A 17,702-nucleotide genomic window follows, 5' to 3' on the forward strand; every position below is an offset into this window, starting at 1 on the left:
AATATGGGGCTTTAAAGTAATACCTCATAAATTAGAGTCGTTTACTGTAAAAAAATGGCTAAATACCCATCAAAGAGGAAAAGAATGGTAAAAATATCCATATTGCTTGGTTACGGTGCAGTAACTCTGCCTCAATTTTCTGAAGCACTGAATAAAGAAAAACTCGAAACTTCTTTTGAATACTTGATTTCAAATTCTGAAAATTTAAACATCGATCTGGACTTCATAAAAAATTCAGACGTTATATTTATTTATTCGCCAAGCATGGATGAAAAACTGCAAAAGACAATTGAGGAATCAACTGCAAAAGTAATAATTTCTGGGTCTGAGCCAAATCTCCACCTTTCAAAAGGATCAAATGCTCAATTATCAAAAGCAATTATGTATTACAAAATAGGCGGACCTAAAAATATTGAACAGCTTGTTAAAATCTTCCTAAATTTTGCAGGATTTAATTTAACTGTGGAAGAACCTGAGGATACACTCTGGCAAGGAATATGGCACCCCAAACACGGAACTTTCGAAAATTTAGAAGACTATTTAAAAACTTATGGGACTAAAAAGGATTTTGTAGGGGTATTTTTCCACAGGACTTTTTGGATAAGCCAAAGTACTGACCATATCAAATCACTCGTTGAAGAAATTGAAAAACAGGATTTAGGAGTAATTCCCGTTTTTACTAATCGATTAAATATTGAAGGTTATAATTCACTTACTGCTGAAGAAACCATTCAAAAATACTTCTTTGATGAAGATAAGCCATTAATAAACGCACTCGTTAATTCTACATTCTTTTTTATGTTAGACCATTCATCAAGAGTTCATGAATCAAAAAATAGATTTAAAGATGTTTCTGGCGTAGAATTATTAAAAAAATTAGACGTGCCCGTACTGCAAGTTATCCATTCATTTAGGGAAAGTGTAGACGAATGGATGGAGAATCCTCAAGGAATAGATCCAATGTCGCAAGTATATCAGGTAATAATGCCTGAAGTTGACGGAACTATCGAACCTATTTTTTTAGTTGGAAGTAAGGTTGACGAAAACGGTGTCAAAAGATATGAACCTTATAACGAACATGCAAAATACATTTCCGAACGAATAAAAAAATGGGTAAATCTATCAAAAAAACCAAATTTTGAAAAGAAAATTGCGATTGTGTTGATTAACCCCCCATGCCATGGTTCAGAGGCATCTCTTGCAGTGGGTTTTGGATTAGATGTTCCAGAAAGCCTTGTAAGATTGCTTAAAAAATTAAAAGAAGAAGGTTACAATGTTGGGAATTACATACCTGAAACTGGGCAGGAAATGATGAATTATTTAATGTCTAAAAAAGCAGTTAATGAATTTAGATGGACTTCGAGTTCTGAAATCGTTGAAAAGGGGGGAGCCGTAGGTTTTGTAAATCACGACACATACAGGGCGTGGTTTGATGAACTTCCAAATAATGTTACTTCAAAAATGTTAGAAGACTGGAAAGATCCAAAAGAAGTCTTATCTAAAAATGTTTCAAGAGAATATATTGGAATGGTTCATGAAAACAGGTTTGTAGTTCCAGGGGTTATGTTTGGAAATATTCTGGTAACTCCACAGCCAAAATCGGGTTGTGCCGGTACATTTTGTGACGGAAAGGCATGTAAAGTGTTACATGACCCATTAATCAATCCTCCGCACCAATGGCTTGCAGCATACCGTTGGATGACGAGGATTTTCAACGCAGATATGTTAATGCACTTTGGAACTCACGGTTACCTCGAATTTAGGCCAGGAAAAGGTGTTGGACTTTCCCCTTCATGCTGGCCAGAAATAACCATTGATAATGTTCCTCATTCTTATATTTACAATTCAGCAAACCCTATGGAGGGAGTAATGGCAAAAAGGAGGGCATACGCCACAATAATAAATCACATGTATCCTCCAATGACAATGCCTGAAGTTTTAGGGGATATTGATGAATTGCTTGCAGAATATTCAAAAGCGAAATCTTTAGACGATAATTTAAAAATGGAAGTAATTTACGAAGAAATAATCAAATTAGTATCAAAAAATAATATTAAGATATCATCAAAAGTTCCTGAAGAAGTAGTCGAAGAACTTCATGAATACCTAAACATGATATCTGGAACACAAGTTGAGAATGGTCTTCATATTCTTGGAAACCCTACTGATGATTCAGAAAAAATTTCAAAATATGTCATAACAATGATGACTTATGACAATTACAACTTTAAGTCAATAAAACGGGTTTTTGCAGAATATTTGGGATTTGATTACGATGAATTAAGAAACGAATCTTCAAAAATTTATGATAGTGGGTTTACTGCAAAAGAAATAATCAAAGAAAATTCGAATTTACTCCAAAAGACATTGAAAGAGATTTTAATTACGAATGTTGAATCAGACGCAGAAATTTTAAAAATACTCCATGAAAATATATCTGAAAGCCAGATGCTGAAAAACTGTGAATTAAACGATTCTAATGATATTTTAAACGCAATAAATACTGGAAAATTAATTGCAGAAAAAATAAAAGCATGTACTGCAGAATACTCCGGAGTTTTCGATGTTTATAGGGGTAAATATATCCTTCCAGGGCCTTCTGGAGCAGTTACAAGAGGAAAAATAGAAATTCTTCCAACCGGCCGTAATTTTTACACGATCGACCCAACTGCACTTCCGACCCCTGCATCATGGAAAGTAGGAATAAAAACGGCTGAAAAACTTATTTCTCATTATTTAGAACATCACGGTAAATATCCTGAAAATATTGGACAAATAATGTGGAGTATGGATGCATACAAAGCCGATGGTGAACAGCTTGCACAAATTCTTTATTTAATGGGAGTAAAACCGCTATGGAATAAAGACGGCTCGGTAAAGGATGTTGAAGTTATTTCACTTGAAGAACTAACTCGGCCTAGAATTGACACACTCGTCAGGATAAGCGGGATTACGAGAGACACACTTCCAAACTACATAAAAATAATTGATGATGCAGTTACAAATGTAATAAACCTTGATGAACCTCTTGAAATGAACTACGTGAAAAAACATTATTTAGAATATTTAAATGAATTCAGTGAACAATTAACCGAAGATTTGTTAGACGAAGCAAAATCTCGAGTTTGGGCAAATGCACCTGGTGCATATGGTTCAGGAGTAAATTTAGCAGTAGATGCATCAGCATGGAATTCGGATGAAGATTTAAGTAAGGTATGGCTACAGTGGGGTTCTTACAGGTACACTACAAAATCGTATGGAAAATACAGTCCCGAAGCCTTAATTTCAGGTTTGAAAACTGTGGATATTGTAACTATGGACCACATGAGCGATGAACATGATATCACAAACTGCTGTTCAAAATATGCGTATCAAGGCGGGATGTATACTGCAGTTTCCACTTTAAGAGATAGTTCTGATATAGACCTCGTAATTGTAGATACAAAAGATATTTCAAATGCAAAAGTACGAACAATTGAAAAAGAACTTGAGCGTGTAGCAAGGTCTAAAATATTAAATCCTGCATGGGTTAATGAAATGAAAGTCCATGGATATAGGGGCGCAAATGAATTTTCAAAAAAGATTCAACACATCTACGGCTGGTCTGCAACTACGAAAATGGTTAATGACTGGGTTTTTGATGAGATAACTGAACAGTATATATTAAACGACGAAATGAGGGGATGGTTTAAAGAAAACAATATTTACGCCTGTGAAGAAATTGCAAGACGATTAATAGAGGCTTCAGCACGAGGATTATGGGATGCAGATGAAGAAAAGCTCGAAAAACTTAAAGAAGCATATTCTGAATTAGAAGGGGACTTAGAAGAATTAATGGATGGAGAATCGGAAATACAGGGTGGCCAAATAATAACGAGTTCTTTCAACGAAGATGCAAAAAAAGAATCGTTATCTGGTTTAGAAGGCATTTGGAACAGATCTAAGGTGGTAAAATGAGTAGAAAAATAATATATCCATTTGGGGCAGTTGTAGGTCAGGAAAAAGCAAAAAAAGCATTGCTTTGTTGTGCAGTTGATCCCTCAATTGGTGGGGTGCTTTTAACAGGAGACAAGGGCGCTGGAAAATCAACACTTGTAAGGTCACTTTCACATGTTTTACCAAATTTTGAAGCTGTTTTGGAATGCCCATTTAACTGCAATCCTGAAAATCCCCTTGAAATGTGCGATAACTGTTACGAAAACGTAAATTCAGGTAATGAGTTCGAAAAAGTTGAAAAAACTATGAAAGTAGTTGATTTACCATTAAGCGTAACTGTTGACAGGCTTGTAGGAACAATCGACATTAAAAAAGCACTAAATGAAGGAAAACGAGTTCTTCAACCGGGAATTCTTGCCAACGCAAACAGGAACATTCTTTATATTGATGAAGTGAATCTACTCGATGATTATGTTATTGATATATTACTCGATTCTGCAGCGATGGGCTGGAATACGATTGAACGAGAGGGAATTTCCTTTAAACACCCTTCAAGATTTGTGCTAATTGGAAGTATGAATCCAGAAGAAGGTGAGTTAAGACCCCAGTTATTAGATAGATTTGGACTTTACGTGGAAATAGAATCCCTCTTTGAAGCAGAAGATAGACTTGAAGTTTTAAAAAGAGTCGAAAAATTCCAAAAAGACCCAATCTCATTTTATGAAACATATGAGTCAATTGAAGAAAGTTTAACAGAATCAATAAAACTTGCGAAAAAAATACTGAATGATGTAACAATTTCAGAAGAACTATTAAAAATGTTAATTGATTCGATAATTCACATGGGAATAAAAACGCACCGTGCGGAAATAACCACGATAAAAACCGCAAAAACCATTGCAGCACTTGATGGACGTATGGAAGTTAGTTTGGAGGATTTAAAAACAGCCATGGATCTTGCACTGATCCACAGGTTATCAAATCCAAACAGCAATCCGCCATCACAATCCATGGAAAATGAAAATAACGAAGAAATAGAAGACGAATCTAAAAAAAAACGGAAACAGATCCGCCAACTAGTCCCCCATCACCACCATTAGATGAAAAAGATAACAATGATGGAAATAAAACTAATTTCGAAGAAAAAAACCATAATTTTAAAGAATTAAATTTCGAAACTGAAAATTTTGATAAAAAAATAATTTCTAAAAATTCAGAAATGGAAAAAAAGTGTTTTGAAAATCATTGCGGGTCTAAAAAAGTAAGGGCATCTGAAATAGGCTCTAAAAGGGGATACCCGATATCATATACTGCTGTCTCAAAACCCGAACACTACGAAGATATAGATATAATTTCCACGATAAACAGCGCAATTCTAAATCAGAACACGTACAAACTTTTAGAAAGTGATTTTAAGGTAAAAATTCGAAAAAACAGGATACCTAAACTTTCAGTAATCCTTTTAGATTCGAGCGGAAGTATGGGGATCTCCAAAAGAATTGGAATTGCCAAAGGAATCGTGGACCGTTACGCTGATGATTCATACGTAAAAAGAGAATATATCTCAGTAATATCTTTTAGGGGGCGTGAAGCTACAGTATTATCTCCATTTACAAAAAAATATAATTTAATTAAGGCCCAGTTAGAGTCCATAAAAACCGGCGGTAAAACCCCGCTTTCTTCAGCACTTAAAGCTGCATTAAGCATTTCAAAACAATTTCGGGATAAAAACAAAAAATCTTCAGTTGAATTTATACTGATAAGTGATGGAAAAGCAAATGTTCCCATTAAAAAAGACATAAAATATGAAATCGAAGAACTTTCAAAAACCATCCAAAAAAGGAAAATTTCATTTAAAATATATGATATTCGGAATAAAGGGGTAATCGATCCATCTATATCCTATTTGGATAAAATATCAGAAATTACGAATGCTGAAATGGAAAATATATAACTAATCTGAATTTATACTACTTTTTTAGAAAAATTACATTTTTTTAGCAGGGTTGTAATTACAATTTTTAAAACAAAAATATTAAATTAATTGTGGAATCAGCCAAGCAATAAAAATGCTCCAATTATTAATATATCGATGGCAAATGTAATACCTGCATTTATCATGACAATTTTAGTTCCCAATTTCGGCCCGAATAGTGAAATGTGCAGTGGAAGAGAGTGTTTTGCATATCTTGTTGAAAGTGATAAAACATTTGCAAAAATTAATCCAATTATCACATCTTTTGAACTCAAAACCCCATTTTCCAAAAGTCCGCTTCCCATTACCATTGCTGCCTGAACATTGATTAAATCTGTGAGGATTAAAATTCCAACACTCGGATCAAGATTTAAATATCCTGTAAATGGGGTTATAATCAGTTTTATGACTTCAAAAACCCCTAAATTCGAAAAATAGATGACGATAAACATTGTGACAAACATTATTGGGAGAATTCGTTTTGAAACTCTTAATGTACTATCGAACGATTTTTTCATGCTTTTTTTAATATTCTTTTGTTCTTCGTTTTTTGGTTCATATTCTGCCATATTTTTCGAGACTAACGCCAAATAAAAAAGACCAATAATTGTTTTGACCATTGCAACACCAGATCTGATTAAAATATAAATCACACCGGTCATTCCGAGTAGAGGTATTGCAATCGGTATAAAAAATGTAACGGTATGTGAAAATATTGAAGGAAATGAATTTGCAAGGGAACTTCCAATAAGTTCTTTTTCAGTGACTTTTTTATCGTTATATCCTTCAGCAAGTATCGAATAGCCAACAGTAGGGCTGAAAAAACATGAAAGTATAGAATATAATGAAAGCTGATTCATTTTCAGGTGTTTTGTAAAAGGATATAAAAAATTACTTACTTTTTTCATTATTCCGGTATTTATCAGGCAGTTCATGATAAACATTGTAAGAAGAACCACTGATGATAGTTTTATTGTATACAGCACCGCACTTAATAGGGAATTGCCCAATATTGAAAAATCAAAAATGTTCACTGAACCACCATAGTTAATATAAAGTAATAAAAAATATAATATCTTATTATTTAAAGTCTTTTGAATAAATATGAGATTCTAAATTATAACTTTGGTCCAGACTATCTCAAAACAATGACTCGTTGTGATACATTGCTAAAAACAGAAAACTTAACTGTAGGATATAACGATTATGTGGTTGTTGAAAATGCAAATCTCGAAATAAAAGAGGGCGAAATATTATGTATAATCGGTCCAAACGGGGTTGGCAAATCAACACTTCTAAAAACTATTGCAACATATTTAAAGCCAAAAACAGGCGTAGTTTATTTAAACGCTGAAAAAATTCATGAATTAAAACCAAAAGAACTTGCAAAAGAAATGGCAGTTGTACTAACTGATCGAGTAAATCCCGGAAATATGACTGGTTTTGATATAATTGCAATTGGAAGGCACCCATATACCGATCTTTTTGGCAGATTATCTGAAAACGATAAAACAATTGTTACAAATGCTGCCATATCAGTAAATGCCGAACATCTTCTTTCAAAAAATTTCTTTGAGATGAGTGATGGTGAAAAACAAAAAATTATGATTGCAAGAGCAATTGCACAAGAGCCAAACGTATTGATACTTGATGAACCGACCAGTTTTTTGGATGCGAAACATAAAATTGAGCTAACTCTTCTTTTAAGAAAACTGGCCACCGAAAAAAATCTTGCAATAATTGTAACTTTGCACGACATAGAATTGGGTTTAAGGATAGCTGATAAAATGGCACTCATTAAGGACCACAAAATAATTGCTTATGGGTATCCTGAAAATATAATGGATAAAAAAACAGTGAATTCACTTTATGATTTGAATAATGCTAATTATAGCAGTTTGATTGGATATTTCGAGTTAAAAAATGAATTTAATGATAAAAAAAATGGAAATAAAAAAGTATTTGTAAACTGCGGGGGAGGAACTGGTTCTGGAGTATTGAGATACTTGGTAAAAAATGGGTATGATATTACTGTTGGAATCTTGCAGAAAAACGATATTGACTATGCAGTAGCAGAATCTATGGAATTAGATATTATCTGTGAAGAAGCATTCTGTAAAATTTCAAATAAGAAATTAAAAGAAGCGTTCAAGGAACTAGAATCCGCAGATGTATTCATAAACACGAACTACCCTATTGGTGACATGAATATTTTAAATTTAAATCTCTTGGAACAAGCTCAAAAATTGGGTAAAATAGTCATCAACTACGATGGAAATATTCAATGTTTAAAAGACATTTAGAACCATAACTTGAAAATTTTGTTAAATATCACCTATCAAATAAATTTAATGGAATTTTTAGCGACTATTGAATTTAACGAAGAATTATTTTTTTCATTTATTAATCTTTATACCATTTTTTAATCGTACTTATCGTTATAAAGATAACTTGACAACTTTTAAATAGTACTTGATTACTCATACTATTTGATACTATATTTTTAATATTATTATTACGAAGGTGGTAATTTGAAAAAAGTAATAGCACTTTTAATGTTTGCTATGATTGCATTTATGCCGTCAATCTCTGCCCAAGCTATTGGAGATGTTAACGGGGATGACAGCATCAGTATTGCAGACGTAGTTTATCTCTTTAAACACAGAGACGTTGGGTTAGATGTTGGGGATTTAAACTGCGACAATGCAGTAAACGTTGTTGATGTAGTTTATTTGTTTAAAAATTATGACACTTTTAGGAATCCGGTAGTATTTGCAGAAACTTTTGAAATGGACCCTAACTGGGATGATGGTTACTGCTATGTTAAAGATTCTGTAGGAAATGAATACGTTTTATTAAAAGAAGGTGCAACTGACCCCGAAATTGAAGGTGCAACTGTTTTAACTGCCCCCATAAGCAGTCTTGCATGTACCCAATATTCACCAGTGCTTTCAACTGCAGATGTTTTGAATAATGCTGATGTATATGACACGATTGCAGGAATTGGAAACTGGGATACAACAAATTCAGCAGAAATCTATTCACGCTATTTAAACAATGAAACAATTACTGTAGGCGGCATAACGGATATAGATTATGATAAAGTCGCTATTTTAAATCCTGATGTGGTATTTTTAGGTAGCTGGGATGATCATGACACCGCAGAAAATAAATTGAGAAGTGAACTTGGAATAGATGTGGCCAGATTTTATACTTACGATGAAAAAACATACCTTGGAAGAATCGAATGGGCCAAATTCGTTGCTGCATTCTGGGGAGATTCAAATTCAGATGCAATTGAAGAATATTTCCAAGATGCCTGGCATAAAAGAAATGAATTAATTAGGACTGCTTCTGCTGCTGCTGACTATCCAACCGTAGTATACGTTATGCCGGTAGATTACGGGGGATTAACTTATTATCTATATGGTTCTCAAAATTATAACAACAAAATGATTACAGAATTTGGTGGAGACAATATATTTAACGACATTCCTGGATCCAGCAGCATTATTATTGATGCAGAAACATTCTACGAAAGAGCTGCAAGCGCAGACGTTGTTATTTACATGGGAATGGAATATTACGGAATAGAATCTAGAGATGACTTATTACAGTACGATCCAAATCTTGCAAGTTTTGAATCACTTTCTAACGGTAAATTATACATTCCTGTTCCAACTTATTATATTGACGAAGCAAAAGACCCTGCAAATTACATGGAAGACTTTGCAAGAATGATCCATCCAGAATTATATTCCGGAGGAGATTCTAACTTAACTTACTTCCTTAAAATCGAATAATTAATTTTTTTATATACTCTTTTTTCAAGAAAAAATTAAATTTCTAAAAATTAAACTCTCGAAAATTTTCAAAATCAAGCTGCCATAGGTATTTTAAGTTTTTAAAACGTAGTCTTAGTGATAACGTTCAAACAAATGTTCTTCAAACTTAAAAACATGTTTCTATTTTTTTATCCATACATAAAATGTATGACACTTCCTAAAATTACGATACTGAAATAAGATAGTATTTGATATTTCTTCAGCAACGTATATTTTTATAATTATAAGTTTGATTTTAAGGCAATATCAAATTTTCCAAAAATATTTTTTAGAATTCCTAAGAAAAAAGTGAGATATTTTTAAATTTTAAAATTCAACTTCTATTTTTAAGTACTCGTAATTTATCAAAAATAACGTTGAATATTAATTAATCGATATTTAGGTTATCCAATTATAGAGATGGAATCTATATAAAATTCTATAAAATCTCCTTTTTTTAGCGGGTTTTTTAAGAGGTCACTGTTTTGTATTTCCGAAATCAGTTCTATACCATTAAATTCAATTACTGCTTTTGAATGAAACGGGCTTGAAGTCACAATGCTTTTTATTTTTCCAGAATAAGTTTCGGGGTCTTGTTCAGATTTTTTTGAAAATATAATATCTTTAGGAAATATTCCGAGTGTGATGTCTCCATAATTTGCTTCATCAATCGGTATTTCAAATCCTAAAAGTTTAATTATATAATTTCCATCTTTTTTTATACATTTTCCATACAGTATGTTTTTGATTCCAACGAATTTTGCCACAAACTCATTTTTAGGATGTTTTAATACATTTTGAAGTGTTCCAATCTGTTCTATTTTTCCATTTTTTAATATTGCCATTTTATTTGACAAAACTGCAGCTTCTGAAAAGTCATGGGTAACATGTATAAATGTGACATTTGAAGACTTGTGAACATCTTTTAAATCATACATCAATTTTTCATGGAGTAGCCTATCAAGAGATGATAGCGGTTCATCGAGCAGTATTATTTCGGGGTTCATTACAAGTGCCATAGCAAGGGCTACTCTTTGTTGTTCACCACTGCTCAATCTTTCGGGTTTTCGGTTCAAAAGGTGCGTAATATTAAGTAGTTTTGAAATATTATCGATTTTTTCCTTTTTTTCAGATTTTTGCAGGTGTTTTATCCCGTATTCAATATTTTTTTGAATTGTTAAATGGGGAAATAGATATTTACCATTACAAAGAACGATTTTTCGCTCATTTATCGGTTTATCTGTAATATCTACTCCATTTAAAATTATTTTTCCAGAATCCGGTTTAATAAATCCTGCAATCATTTCAAGAATTGTAGTTTTACCGCTACCGCTCAAACCCAAAAATACGAAGTAATCGTCATCTTTTATTTCAAGTTTTTCGATATACAATTCAAAATTACTGAGATTTTTTCTCAAGTTTTCAATTACAAGCATCACTACCACAAACAATTATTTTCCAAGGGCACAGAATCTTTCTAAATTCAGCATTTTTGCGGCACATGCAACAGTTGTTCCGTAGAATATTATTCTTTTGTCATATTTTTTTGTGTAATCTAAAATTTCTTCTAAACTTCCATTTGCAGCAGTACTTCCTGTTGAAAGGACAATATCGGAGTTTTCGATCAAATGTTCGTTCATACTACCATGCATTATTACAATTCCCTGTTTAATTCTTCCAATAGTATCTAAATCCATATCTGACGCAATAACGTTATCTTTTCCAAATGTGGTTACCATCTGTCTTATTATTGCAGGGTGGTAGCCAATAACACCGATTTTTATGTCTTTTCCAAGTTCTTTGATTAAAAAGTCAGATAAGTCTTTTGCACAAACTTCTGGTTCTCCTTTTATGCAGTGTTCTGATTTTTCAACCATTTTCAAATGTTTCATTACTGAATTTAACGCAGCAATCATCATTTGATTGCTTCCTGACGCAATAACTTCTGAGATTTTGCCGTTAAATTCAACGAGGTTGTTTGTAAATGCATCTCCAACATCGCCTTTAAAGAATGCACGGAGTAAAAATTCTTTTCCTTGCATTAATGGGTAATCATCGATAGTTTTTGATTCTAAATTCACATTAACAGGTTTTATTTCGATAGTTTCATCTAAGAGATTGTTTTGTGTTGCTATTCTTTCTAATTCTGATTTAAAGTCTATCATTTTTCTCACCCATTTTTAAAATCAATCTAATTATAAATAATACTAAAGTTGCGACAATTAAGAATATCAGGGATACTGCAAGCGCTTTTTCAAGGTCTCCAAGCGAAATGTTTAGAAACACTGCAATTGGAAGTGTTTCTGTTTTCATTTTTGTAGCCCCTGCAAGCATCATTGTAGCTCCAAATTCTCCGATACTCCTCGCCCAAGCAAGAATTACTCCTGCAATAATCCCATTTTTGGCCATTGGAATTACGACATCGAGGAAACTTTCATATTTTTTAGAGCCGAGACTTTGTGCAATAAGTTCGTACTTTTCATCAATGCATTCAAATACTGATTTTGATGTTCTTATAATAAATGGTGTTGCAACGAAAAACTGTGCAACTATCGTTCCTTTGTATGTAAAAAGGATTTCGATTAGATTTTCAGTTATAAATTTTCCAAACACTGTATTTCCAAAGAATACCAGTAACGCAAAGCCTGTTATTAATGGCGGAAGAATTACCGGAAGTTCGACAACGCTGTCAACGATATTTTTTCCTTTAAAGTCGTATCTTGCAAGTGCGTATGCTGCAGGAACGCCAAGCAGTGTACCAAGCAGTGTTGCAATGCTCGCAGTTTCAAGGCTTAATTTTATTGCAAACTGGATTTCTTTTGAAAATAACGAATAATAAAACGTTTCAAAAGATATGTTGGTAACGATGGACATCACTATCATTAATATGAACAATATGAATACAGATAGTGCAAAAAGTGAAAAAAATTTTAAAAAATCATTATTTTTCATAATATCCCATGCATTACTCTATAGCTACAAATCCATGTTTTTCAAAGATTTCTTTTCCTTCATTATTTACAAACTCGTAGAACAATTTTGCGTTGTCGTAGTCTTCGGTTGTTGATAATATCGAGATAGGTACTGTTTTTATTATATTATATTCGCTTTCAATTGGCACTATATCTACCGTATCTAAGTTTTCATATGCGTCTGCTTTCCAAACAACTGCTGCATCTACGTTTTCTTCGCTAACATACAACAAAACCTGTTTTACAGTAGCACCTGTTACAACAGTATTTGCATTAACTGCTTCAGTGACGTTTACGCCTTTAGTTTCAGCTTTTGAGAGTATTTTTGTGAATAATTTTCCAATTGATATGCTGTCGTCCCCAAGTGCAAGTTCTAATCCGTCCTGCCCTAAATCTGAAAGTCCCGTGATATTTTTAGGGTTTCCTTTCTGAACTGCGATAACAGGGATGTGTTTTGTAACATTAGCATATTCAGTAATCATGTCTTTATCTTGTAACTGGTAGACGTATGAACAGTCTCCAGGCATGAATATGTCACCCTGATTTGATGCAACTATTTTTGATAAAAGTGCACCGCTACCTGAATAATCGTATTCAACTTTTATACCGTATTTTTTTTCAAATTCGACTGCAATTTCATCCATTGGCATTTGCATTCCTGCACCAACATAAGCGTGCAATACTTTTTGTTCTGATTCTGCCCCAGTATTGTCAACGCATCCTGAAAATAGCAGTACAAGTGATAATATCGAGATTATACCGAGCAATGATTTTTTCATTTTAGTTCACCATGTGAGTTTTAATACGGAATTTTATTTCCGATATTTATACTATCATAAGGAATTATAATTCCGGTATGTATTCTAATTATAAATACTTTACCCCAAATGGGCCTTACGCTTTGATATTCATTCAATGATGTCTGAAATCAAAAAATACGCAATTAATTTGAATTAATATATGGGTAAAATAGTAATTAATAATAATTACAAGTATATAAATATAGCCAAAAAAACTTCAATAAATTATCAAAAAAGCTAAATTGTTAAACAAAAGTTTTTAATTTTGAAAACAATGTAATATTATTCAATGAACACAAATTGAGAGAATAAAAATTATAAAAATATCTTACTAATTTTTTAAATCATTTTAAGAAGTATTTTTTAAAATAATCGTTTTTTAGCTAATTTTAATATATTTATATATTTGGATAAAATATATGTAATATATATTGATTTCGACTTGGCTTTAGTGCAAATAGATATAATTACATATAGGTAATTAGGTAATATGGTATGTTTAATAATCGGATTTCAAAATCTGAAAAAATTCTCAAGTAGATTTAGACATATCTGGGTGAATACATGCATAAAGCACAAGAAATTTTGGACTTGGTAGAGGACCCCAATCTTCTGAGTCAATTTGAAAGAGTAGTTGAATTTCATGGATTCCCGACTGCGGGAGCATTCATTGGAATTCAGATGTATAATTTTTCAAAAGAATTGCTAAATTTTAGTAATGAAGATAGGATATATGTCGTAAGCGAGACATACAATTGCTTACCCGATGCTTTTCAAATTTTAGGTAAAGCTACAACTGGAAATAAGGGTTTAAGGATAGAAAACCATGGTAAAATGGCTGCAAGGATTAACGCTTGGGCTCCTGCAGGAGATAACATAAAAGGAGTTCGTATAATCTTAGATCCTGAGAAAACTGTTAAATACCCATTACTCCATGCATGGTACATGAATACTGCAAAAGTATCTCATAAAGATGCAGTAGCTGAACTTTTGAAGGCTGGAAACGACGTTTATTCGTACGAATTTATTGGTGTTATAGCACCATCTAAGCCTAAAAAGAAGGTAGAACTTTGCGAAGTATGCAAAGAACCGTTCATACAACAAGATGGCGAAAAGAAATGTTTAGCTTGTTCTAAATAATCCTATAATTTTAGATTTGCTGAATTAATATACTGGTGGTATGATGACCAAAATGGTTATAAAAGGCGGGACGGTTTATGACCCCCTAAATGGTATTGATGGAGAAGTAATGGATATCTTCGTCAAGGATGGGAAAATTGTCGAAAACCTGTCCGATAGCGAATTAAAAGACGCTAAAATATTGGATGTAAAAGGAAAAGTGGTAATGCCCGGTGGAGTTGATTCCCACACACACATAGCAGGACCTAAGGTAAATGCTGGAAGAGTAATGTGTCCAGAAGACCACTACAAATCCCCTTTGAAAAAAACTCACAATACACACTGTGGTTCAGGGGAAATTGTTCCTTCAATCTATGCACAAGGGTACAAATACTCTTCAATGGGTTACACAACATTATTTGAAGCAGCAGTTCCTCCAATGGTTGCAAGGCACACTCACGAAGAGTTTAAAGCAATGCCAATCGTTGACAAAGCAGGATACCTCCTTTTAGGAAGCAATTGGTTTGTAATGAAATATTTAAAAGAAGGAAATATTGAAAAAGCAGCAGCATATGTTGCATGGGCTCTTGAAGCAACTAAAACTTATGGTATTAAACTCGTAAACCCTGCAGGTGTTGAAAACTGGGCATGGGGTAAAAACGTACATTCACTTGACGAAGAAAACATTCACTTTGGTATTTCATCAGGTGCTGTAATTAACGGGCTTGCCGAAGTAAATGAAATGCTTGGCCTTCCAATGTCAATACACCTTCACGCAAACAACCTCGGTCACCCCGGAAACTGGGAATTTACAATTGACACGATGGATGTTGCAAAAAATATCAAGCCAGCTGTTAATAAAAAAGCCTATGATACGGGCGTAAAAACGAAATATTCACACGAAAGAGAACAGAGCGTTTACATGACTCACATACAATTCCATTCATTTGGTGGAACGTCATGGAATGACTTTGAATCCAGAGCAGAAGATATTTCAAAATATATTAATAAATCAGACCACGTTGTAATGGACAGTGGTAGCGTTGCGTTTGGAAATGCTATTTGTATGACTGGAGATGGTCCAGGTCTTTACGACTTGGCTGTAATGAACGGTCAGAAGTGGATAAATGTGGACGTTGAACTTGAATGTGGTTCAGGTGTTGTTCCATTTACTTACAGCATGAAAAACAAAGTCCACAGCGTTCAATGGGCAATGGGTATTGAGCTTTTATTATTAACAGACCCAAGAAAAGCAATCATGACTACTGATAATCCTAACGCAGGACCTTTCACGAAATATCCTCAATTAATTACCTGGTTAATGTCTCAAAAGGCAAGAGAAGACACAATGAAAAAATGCCACAAATGGGCCGGTGAAAGAAGCGGTCTTGGTGGTAATGACAAAGAACTCAGCCTTTACGAATTAGCTACCGTTACAAGGGCAACCCCTGCTAAAGCAATTGGTATGGGACACAGAAAAGGACATTTAAGCCCAGGTGCTGATGCAGATATTACAGTTTATGATATACGTCCAGATTACAACCCTAATGACTATGCAGCAATTGAAAAAGCATTCACAACTGCATTATTCACAATAAAAGATGGTGAAGTAATTACAAAAGATGGACGGATTATCGAAACTCCAAAAGGTAGAACTTACTACGTTGATGCTAAATTCGATGAAGAAATACAAAAAGAAATTGTTGCAGATGTACAGGATTGGTTTAGAAGATATTACTCAATAGGCTTCTCAAATTACCCAGTTCCTGAGCTATACCTCACAAAACCAACTCCTCTTAATATAAATGTGAGATAGGTGAGAAACATGGGAGAAATTATACTTAAACCAAAATACGACGGCACAATACCCGTAGAATGTGAAGTGATTACCCCTGATGAATTTGAAGGAAAATCACAAGAAGAAATAAGTGCTTTGAAAGTATTTATTGGACCTGAAGAACACCCCCTCTCAGATATTTTTGAAATTTCTGGAGATTTTACAAGCAAAAAAGAAGATATGGTAATTAAAATTGCAGGAAATGCTGGAAACGTTAAATTAATAGGCTTCCAGATGACTGCAGGTAAAATTATCGTAGAAGGAGATGCTGGATTCCACGTTGGCTGTGAGATGAAAGGCGGAGAAATTCTTGTAAAAGGAGATGCCAAACCCTGGGCAGGAAGGGAAATGGAAGGTGGAACTCTCCATATTCTCGGAAATGCTGGTGACCACTTGGGTGGTGGCTACAGGGGAAGATGGGAAGGAATGCTTGGTGGAACCATTATCGTAGAAGGAGATGCTGGAAACAACATCGGAGACGGTATGGTTGATGGTAAACTCATTGTAAACGGAAATGTAAGAGCATTCTGTGGAATTCGATTAAACGGCGGATTATTATACGTCGGCGGAAATGCAATTAGGGCTGTCGGAGTAGAAATGAAAGGCGGAACTATTGTAGTTGCTGGAAAAATTAAAAACTTTGCACCTGGATTTGTATCCAAGGGCGTTGTAACTGATTATGAAACCGGACTTTCAGGTTTAGCACTTCCTGGAAAATTAATTAGTTTCAATGGAGACCAGGCATTCTTTAACAAACCAAAAGGTAAGTTATACGTTTCATTAAGCGAAAATTACGATTTATTAAACGATGAATTGCCCGCTAAAGAAAGACCTATCGAATTCAAAGAAAATGCTTTAAAAGTTATTCTAAACACTGGAAGTACGATTGAACAAGGTAGAATCATCAAAGGTGGAGACAAATATTCACACGAGTACTTAGAAGTATGTGCCGTATGTAATATGCACCCTGAAGATTACATATTACTTGGAAAACCTGAAAAGGTAAAAGTTACGAGTGAAAATGGAAAATACAGTGTTCTTGTACGTGCTCAACCTAATGAAGATGTTTTAAGAAGAAATGTCTTTATTCCAAGAAGTGTTTGGGCAAACGTTATAGTGGATGCTTATTCAGTCAGTACAGGATCTCCCATCTATAAAGGGGGAACTGTATACGTAGAGCCTTCTGAAGGAGAAATACTGGAAGCAGAATACATTATCGATAACATCTACAGGTGAATT

13 protein-coding genes are annotated in these 17,702 nt (G+C 33.7%); 8 read left to right on the top strand and 5 right to left on the bottom strand.

Annotated features, from left to right (window positions below):
* Positions 1–84: 84 nt before the first annotated feature.
* The 3 genes from ACS5L2_RS02135 (at position 85) to ACS5L2_RS02145 (ending at position 5,890) form a co-directional block, all read left to right on the top strand.
* On the top strand, positions 85–3,957 hold the full coding sequence (locus ACS5L2_RS02135; RefSeq protein WP_459202119.1) for a cobaltochelatase subunit CobN: 3,873 nt from the start codon (positions 85–87) through the stop codon (positions 3,955–3,957).
* Positions 3,954–5,036 (top strand): ATP-binding protein, encoded by a 1,083-nt coding sequence (locus ACS5L2_RS02140; protein ID WP_459202120.1) that lies wholly within the window; start codon positions 3,954–3,956, stop codon positions 5,034–5,036. Before ACS5L2_RS02135 ends, ACS5L2_RS02140 begins: the two co-directional genes overlap by 4 nt.
* A 119-nt stretch (positions 5,037–5,155) precedes the next feature.
* The gene (locus ACS5L2_RS02145) at positions 5,156–5,890 is read left to right on the top strand and encodes a vWA domain-containing protein (protein WP_459202121.1); all 735 of its coding nucleotides are present in this window, start codon (positions 5,156–5,158) and stop codon (positions 5,888–5,890) included.
* A 98-nt stretch (positions 5,891–5,988) separates the two neighbouring features.
* On the opposite strand, the gene ACS5L2_RS02150 is transcribed toward ACS5L2_RS02145, so the two are convergent.
* The gene (locus ACS5L2_RS02150; protein WP_459202122.1) at positions 5,989–6,945 is read right to left on the bottom strand and encodes a nucleoside recognition domain-containing protein; all 957 of its coding nucleotides are present in this window, start codon (positions 6,943–6,945) and stop codon (positions 5,989–5,991) included.
* A gap of 132 nt (positions 6,946–7,077) precedes the next feature.
* On the opposite strand from ACS5L2_RS02150, the gene ACS5L2_RS02155 reads away from it, so the two are divergent.
* On the top strand, positions 7,078–8,214 hold the full coding sequence (locus ACS5L2_RS02155; RefSeq protein ID WP_459202123.1) for an ABC transporter ATP-binding protein: 1,137 nt from the start codon (positions 7,078–7,080) through the stop codon (positions 8,212–8,214).
* Positions 8,215–8,442: 228 nt separating this feature from the next.
* A complete protein-coding gene (locus ACS5L2_RS02160; protein ID WP_459202124.1) occupies positions 8,443–9,714 on the top strand; it encodes an ABC transporter substrate-binding protein in 1,272 nt (423 codons plus the stop codon).
* 425 nt (positions 9,715–10,139) lie between these two features.
* Here the strand turns inward: ACS5L2_RS02160 and ACS5L2_RS02165 are convergent, their stop codons facing one another.
* From ACS5L2_RS02165 to modA, 4 genes are read right to left on the bottom strand one after another with little or no spacing between them, the layout of a single operon-like run.
* Positions 10,140–11,171 carry an ATP-binding cassette domain-containing protein gene (locus ACS5L2_RS02165; RefSeq protein ID WP_459202125.1) on the bottom strand — a complete coding sequence of 344 codons (1,032 nt, stop codon included), beginning with the start codon at positions 11,169–11,171 and terminating at the stop codon, positions 10,140–10,142.
* Positions 11,172–11,186: 15 nt separating this feature from the next.
* The gene (locus tag ACS5L2_RS02170; RefSeq protein WP_459202126.1) at positions 11,187–11,900 is read right to left on the bottom strand and encodes a Rossmann-like domain-containing protein; all 714 of its coding nucleotides are present in this window, start codon (positions 11,898–11,900) and stop codon (positions 11,187–11,189) included.
* The gene (locus ACS5L2_RS02175; RefSeq protein WP_459202127.1) at positions 11,887–12,687 is read right to left on the bottom strand and encodes an ABC transporter permease; all 801 of its coding nucleotides are present in this window, start codon (positions 12,685–12,687) and stop codon (positions 11,887–11,889) included. The genes ACS5L2_RS02170 and ACS5L2_RS02175 overlap by 14 nt, the downstream gene beginning before the upstream one ends.
* A 13-nt stretch (positions 12,688–12,700) precedes the next feature.
* Complete coding sequence (gene modA, locus ACS5L2_RS02180) at positions 12,701–13,486, bottom strand: molybdate ABC transporter substrate-binding protein (protein WP_459202128.1); 786 nt, start codon at positions 13,484–13,486, stop codon at positions 12,701–12,703.
* Positions 13,487–14,071: 585 nt separating this feature from the next.
* Here modA and ACS5L2_RS02185 point away from each other — a divergent pair.
* Genes ACS5L2_RS02185 through ACS5L2_RS02195 form a run of 3 tightly spaced genes read left to right on the top strand, consistent with a single transcriptional unit; the run spans position 14,072 to position 17,699 of the window.
* On the top strand, positions 14,072–14,647 hold the full coding sequence (locus tag ACS5L2_RS02185) for an FmdE family protein (protein WP_459202129.1): 576 nt from the start codon (positions 14,072–14,074) through the stop codon (positions 14,645–14,647).
* 43 nt (positions 14,648–14,690) lie between these two features.
* Positions 14,691–16,442, top strand: a complete 1,752-nt coding sequence (locus ACS5L2_RS02190) for a formylmethanofuran dehydrogenase subunit A (protein ID WP_459202130.1) — start codon at positions 14,691–14,693, stop codon at positions 16,440–16,442.
* A gap of 9 nt (positions 16,443–16,451) precedes the next feature.
* On the top strand, positions 16,452–17,699 hold the full coding sequence (locus ACS5L2_RS02195) for a formylmethanofuran dehydrogenase subunit C (RefSeq protein WP_459202131.1): 1,248 nt from the start codon (positions 16,452–16,454) through the stop codon (positions 17,697–17,699).
* Positions 17,700–17,702 lie beyond the last annotated feature (3 nt).

This window comes from Methanococcus mangrovi, assembly GCF_054506835.1.

Excerpts from the sequence above, each read along its gene's own strand:
- ACS5L2_RS02185 (WP_459202129.1), top strand. The coding sequence starts at position 14,072 with ATGCATAAAGCACAAGAAATTTTGGACTTGGTAGAGGACCCCAATCTT.
- ACS5L2_RS02195 (WP_459202131.1), top strand. The coding sequence starts at position 16,452 with ATGGGAGAAATTATACTTAAACCAAAATACGACGGCACAATACCCGTA.
- ACS5L2_RS02140 (WP_459202120.1), top strand. The coding sequence starts at position 3,954 with ATGAGTAGAAAAATAATATATCCATTTGGGGCAGTTGTAGGTCAGGAA.
- ACS5L2_RS02170 (WP_459202126.1), bottom strand. The coding sequence starts at position 11,900 with ATGATAGACTTTAAATCAGAATTAGAAAGAATAGCAACACAAAACAAT.
- ACS5L2_RS02135 (WP_459202119.1), top strand. The coding sequence starts at position 85 with ATGGTAAAAATATCCATATTGCTTGGTTACGGTGCAGTAACTCTGCCT.
- ACS5L2_RS02145 (WP_459202121.1), top strand. The coding sequence starts at position 5,156 with ATGGAAAAAAAGTGTTTTGAAAATCATTGCGGGTCTAAAAAAGTAAGG.
- ACS5L2_RS02175 (WP_459202127.1), bottom strand. The coding sequence starts at position 12,687 with ATGAAAAATAATGATTTTTTAAAATTTTTTTCACTTTTTGCACTATCT.
- ACS5L2_RS02165 (WP_459202125.1), bottom strand. The coding sequence starts at position 11,171 with ATGCTTGTAATTGAAAACTTGAGAAAAAATCTCAGTAATTTTGAATTG.
- ACS5L2_RS02190 (WP_459202130.1), top strand. The coding sequence starts at position 14,691 with ATGACCAAAATGGTTATAAAAGGCGGGACGGTTTATGACCCCCTAAAT.
- modA (WP_459202128.1), bottom strand. The coding sequence starts at position 13,486 with ATGAAAAAATCATTGCTCGGTATAATCTCGATATTATCACTTGTACTG.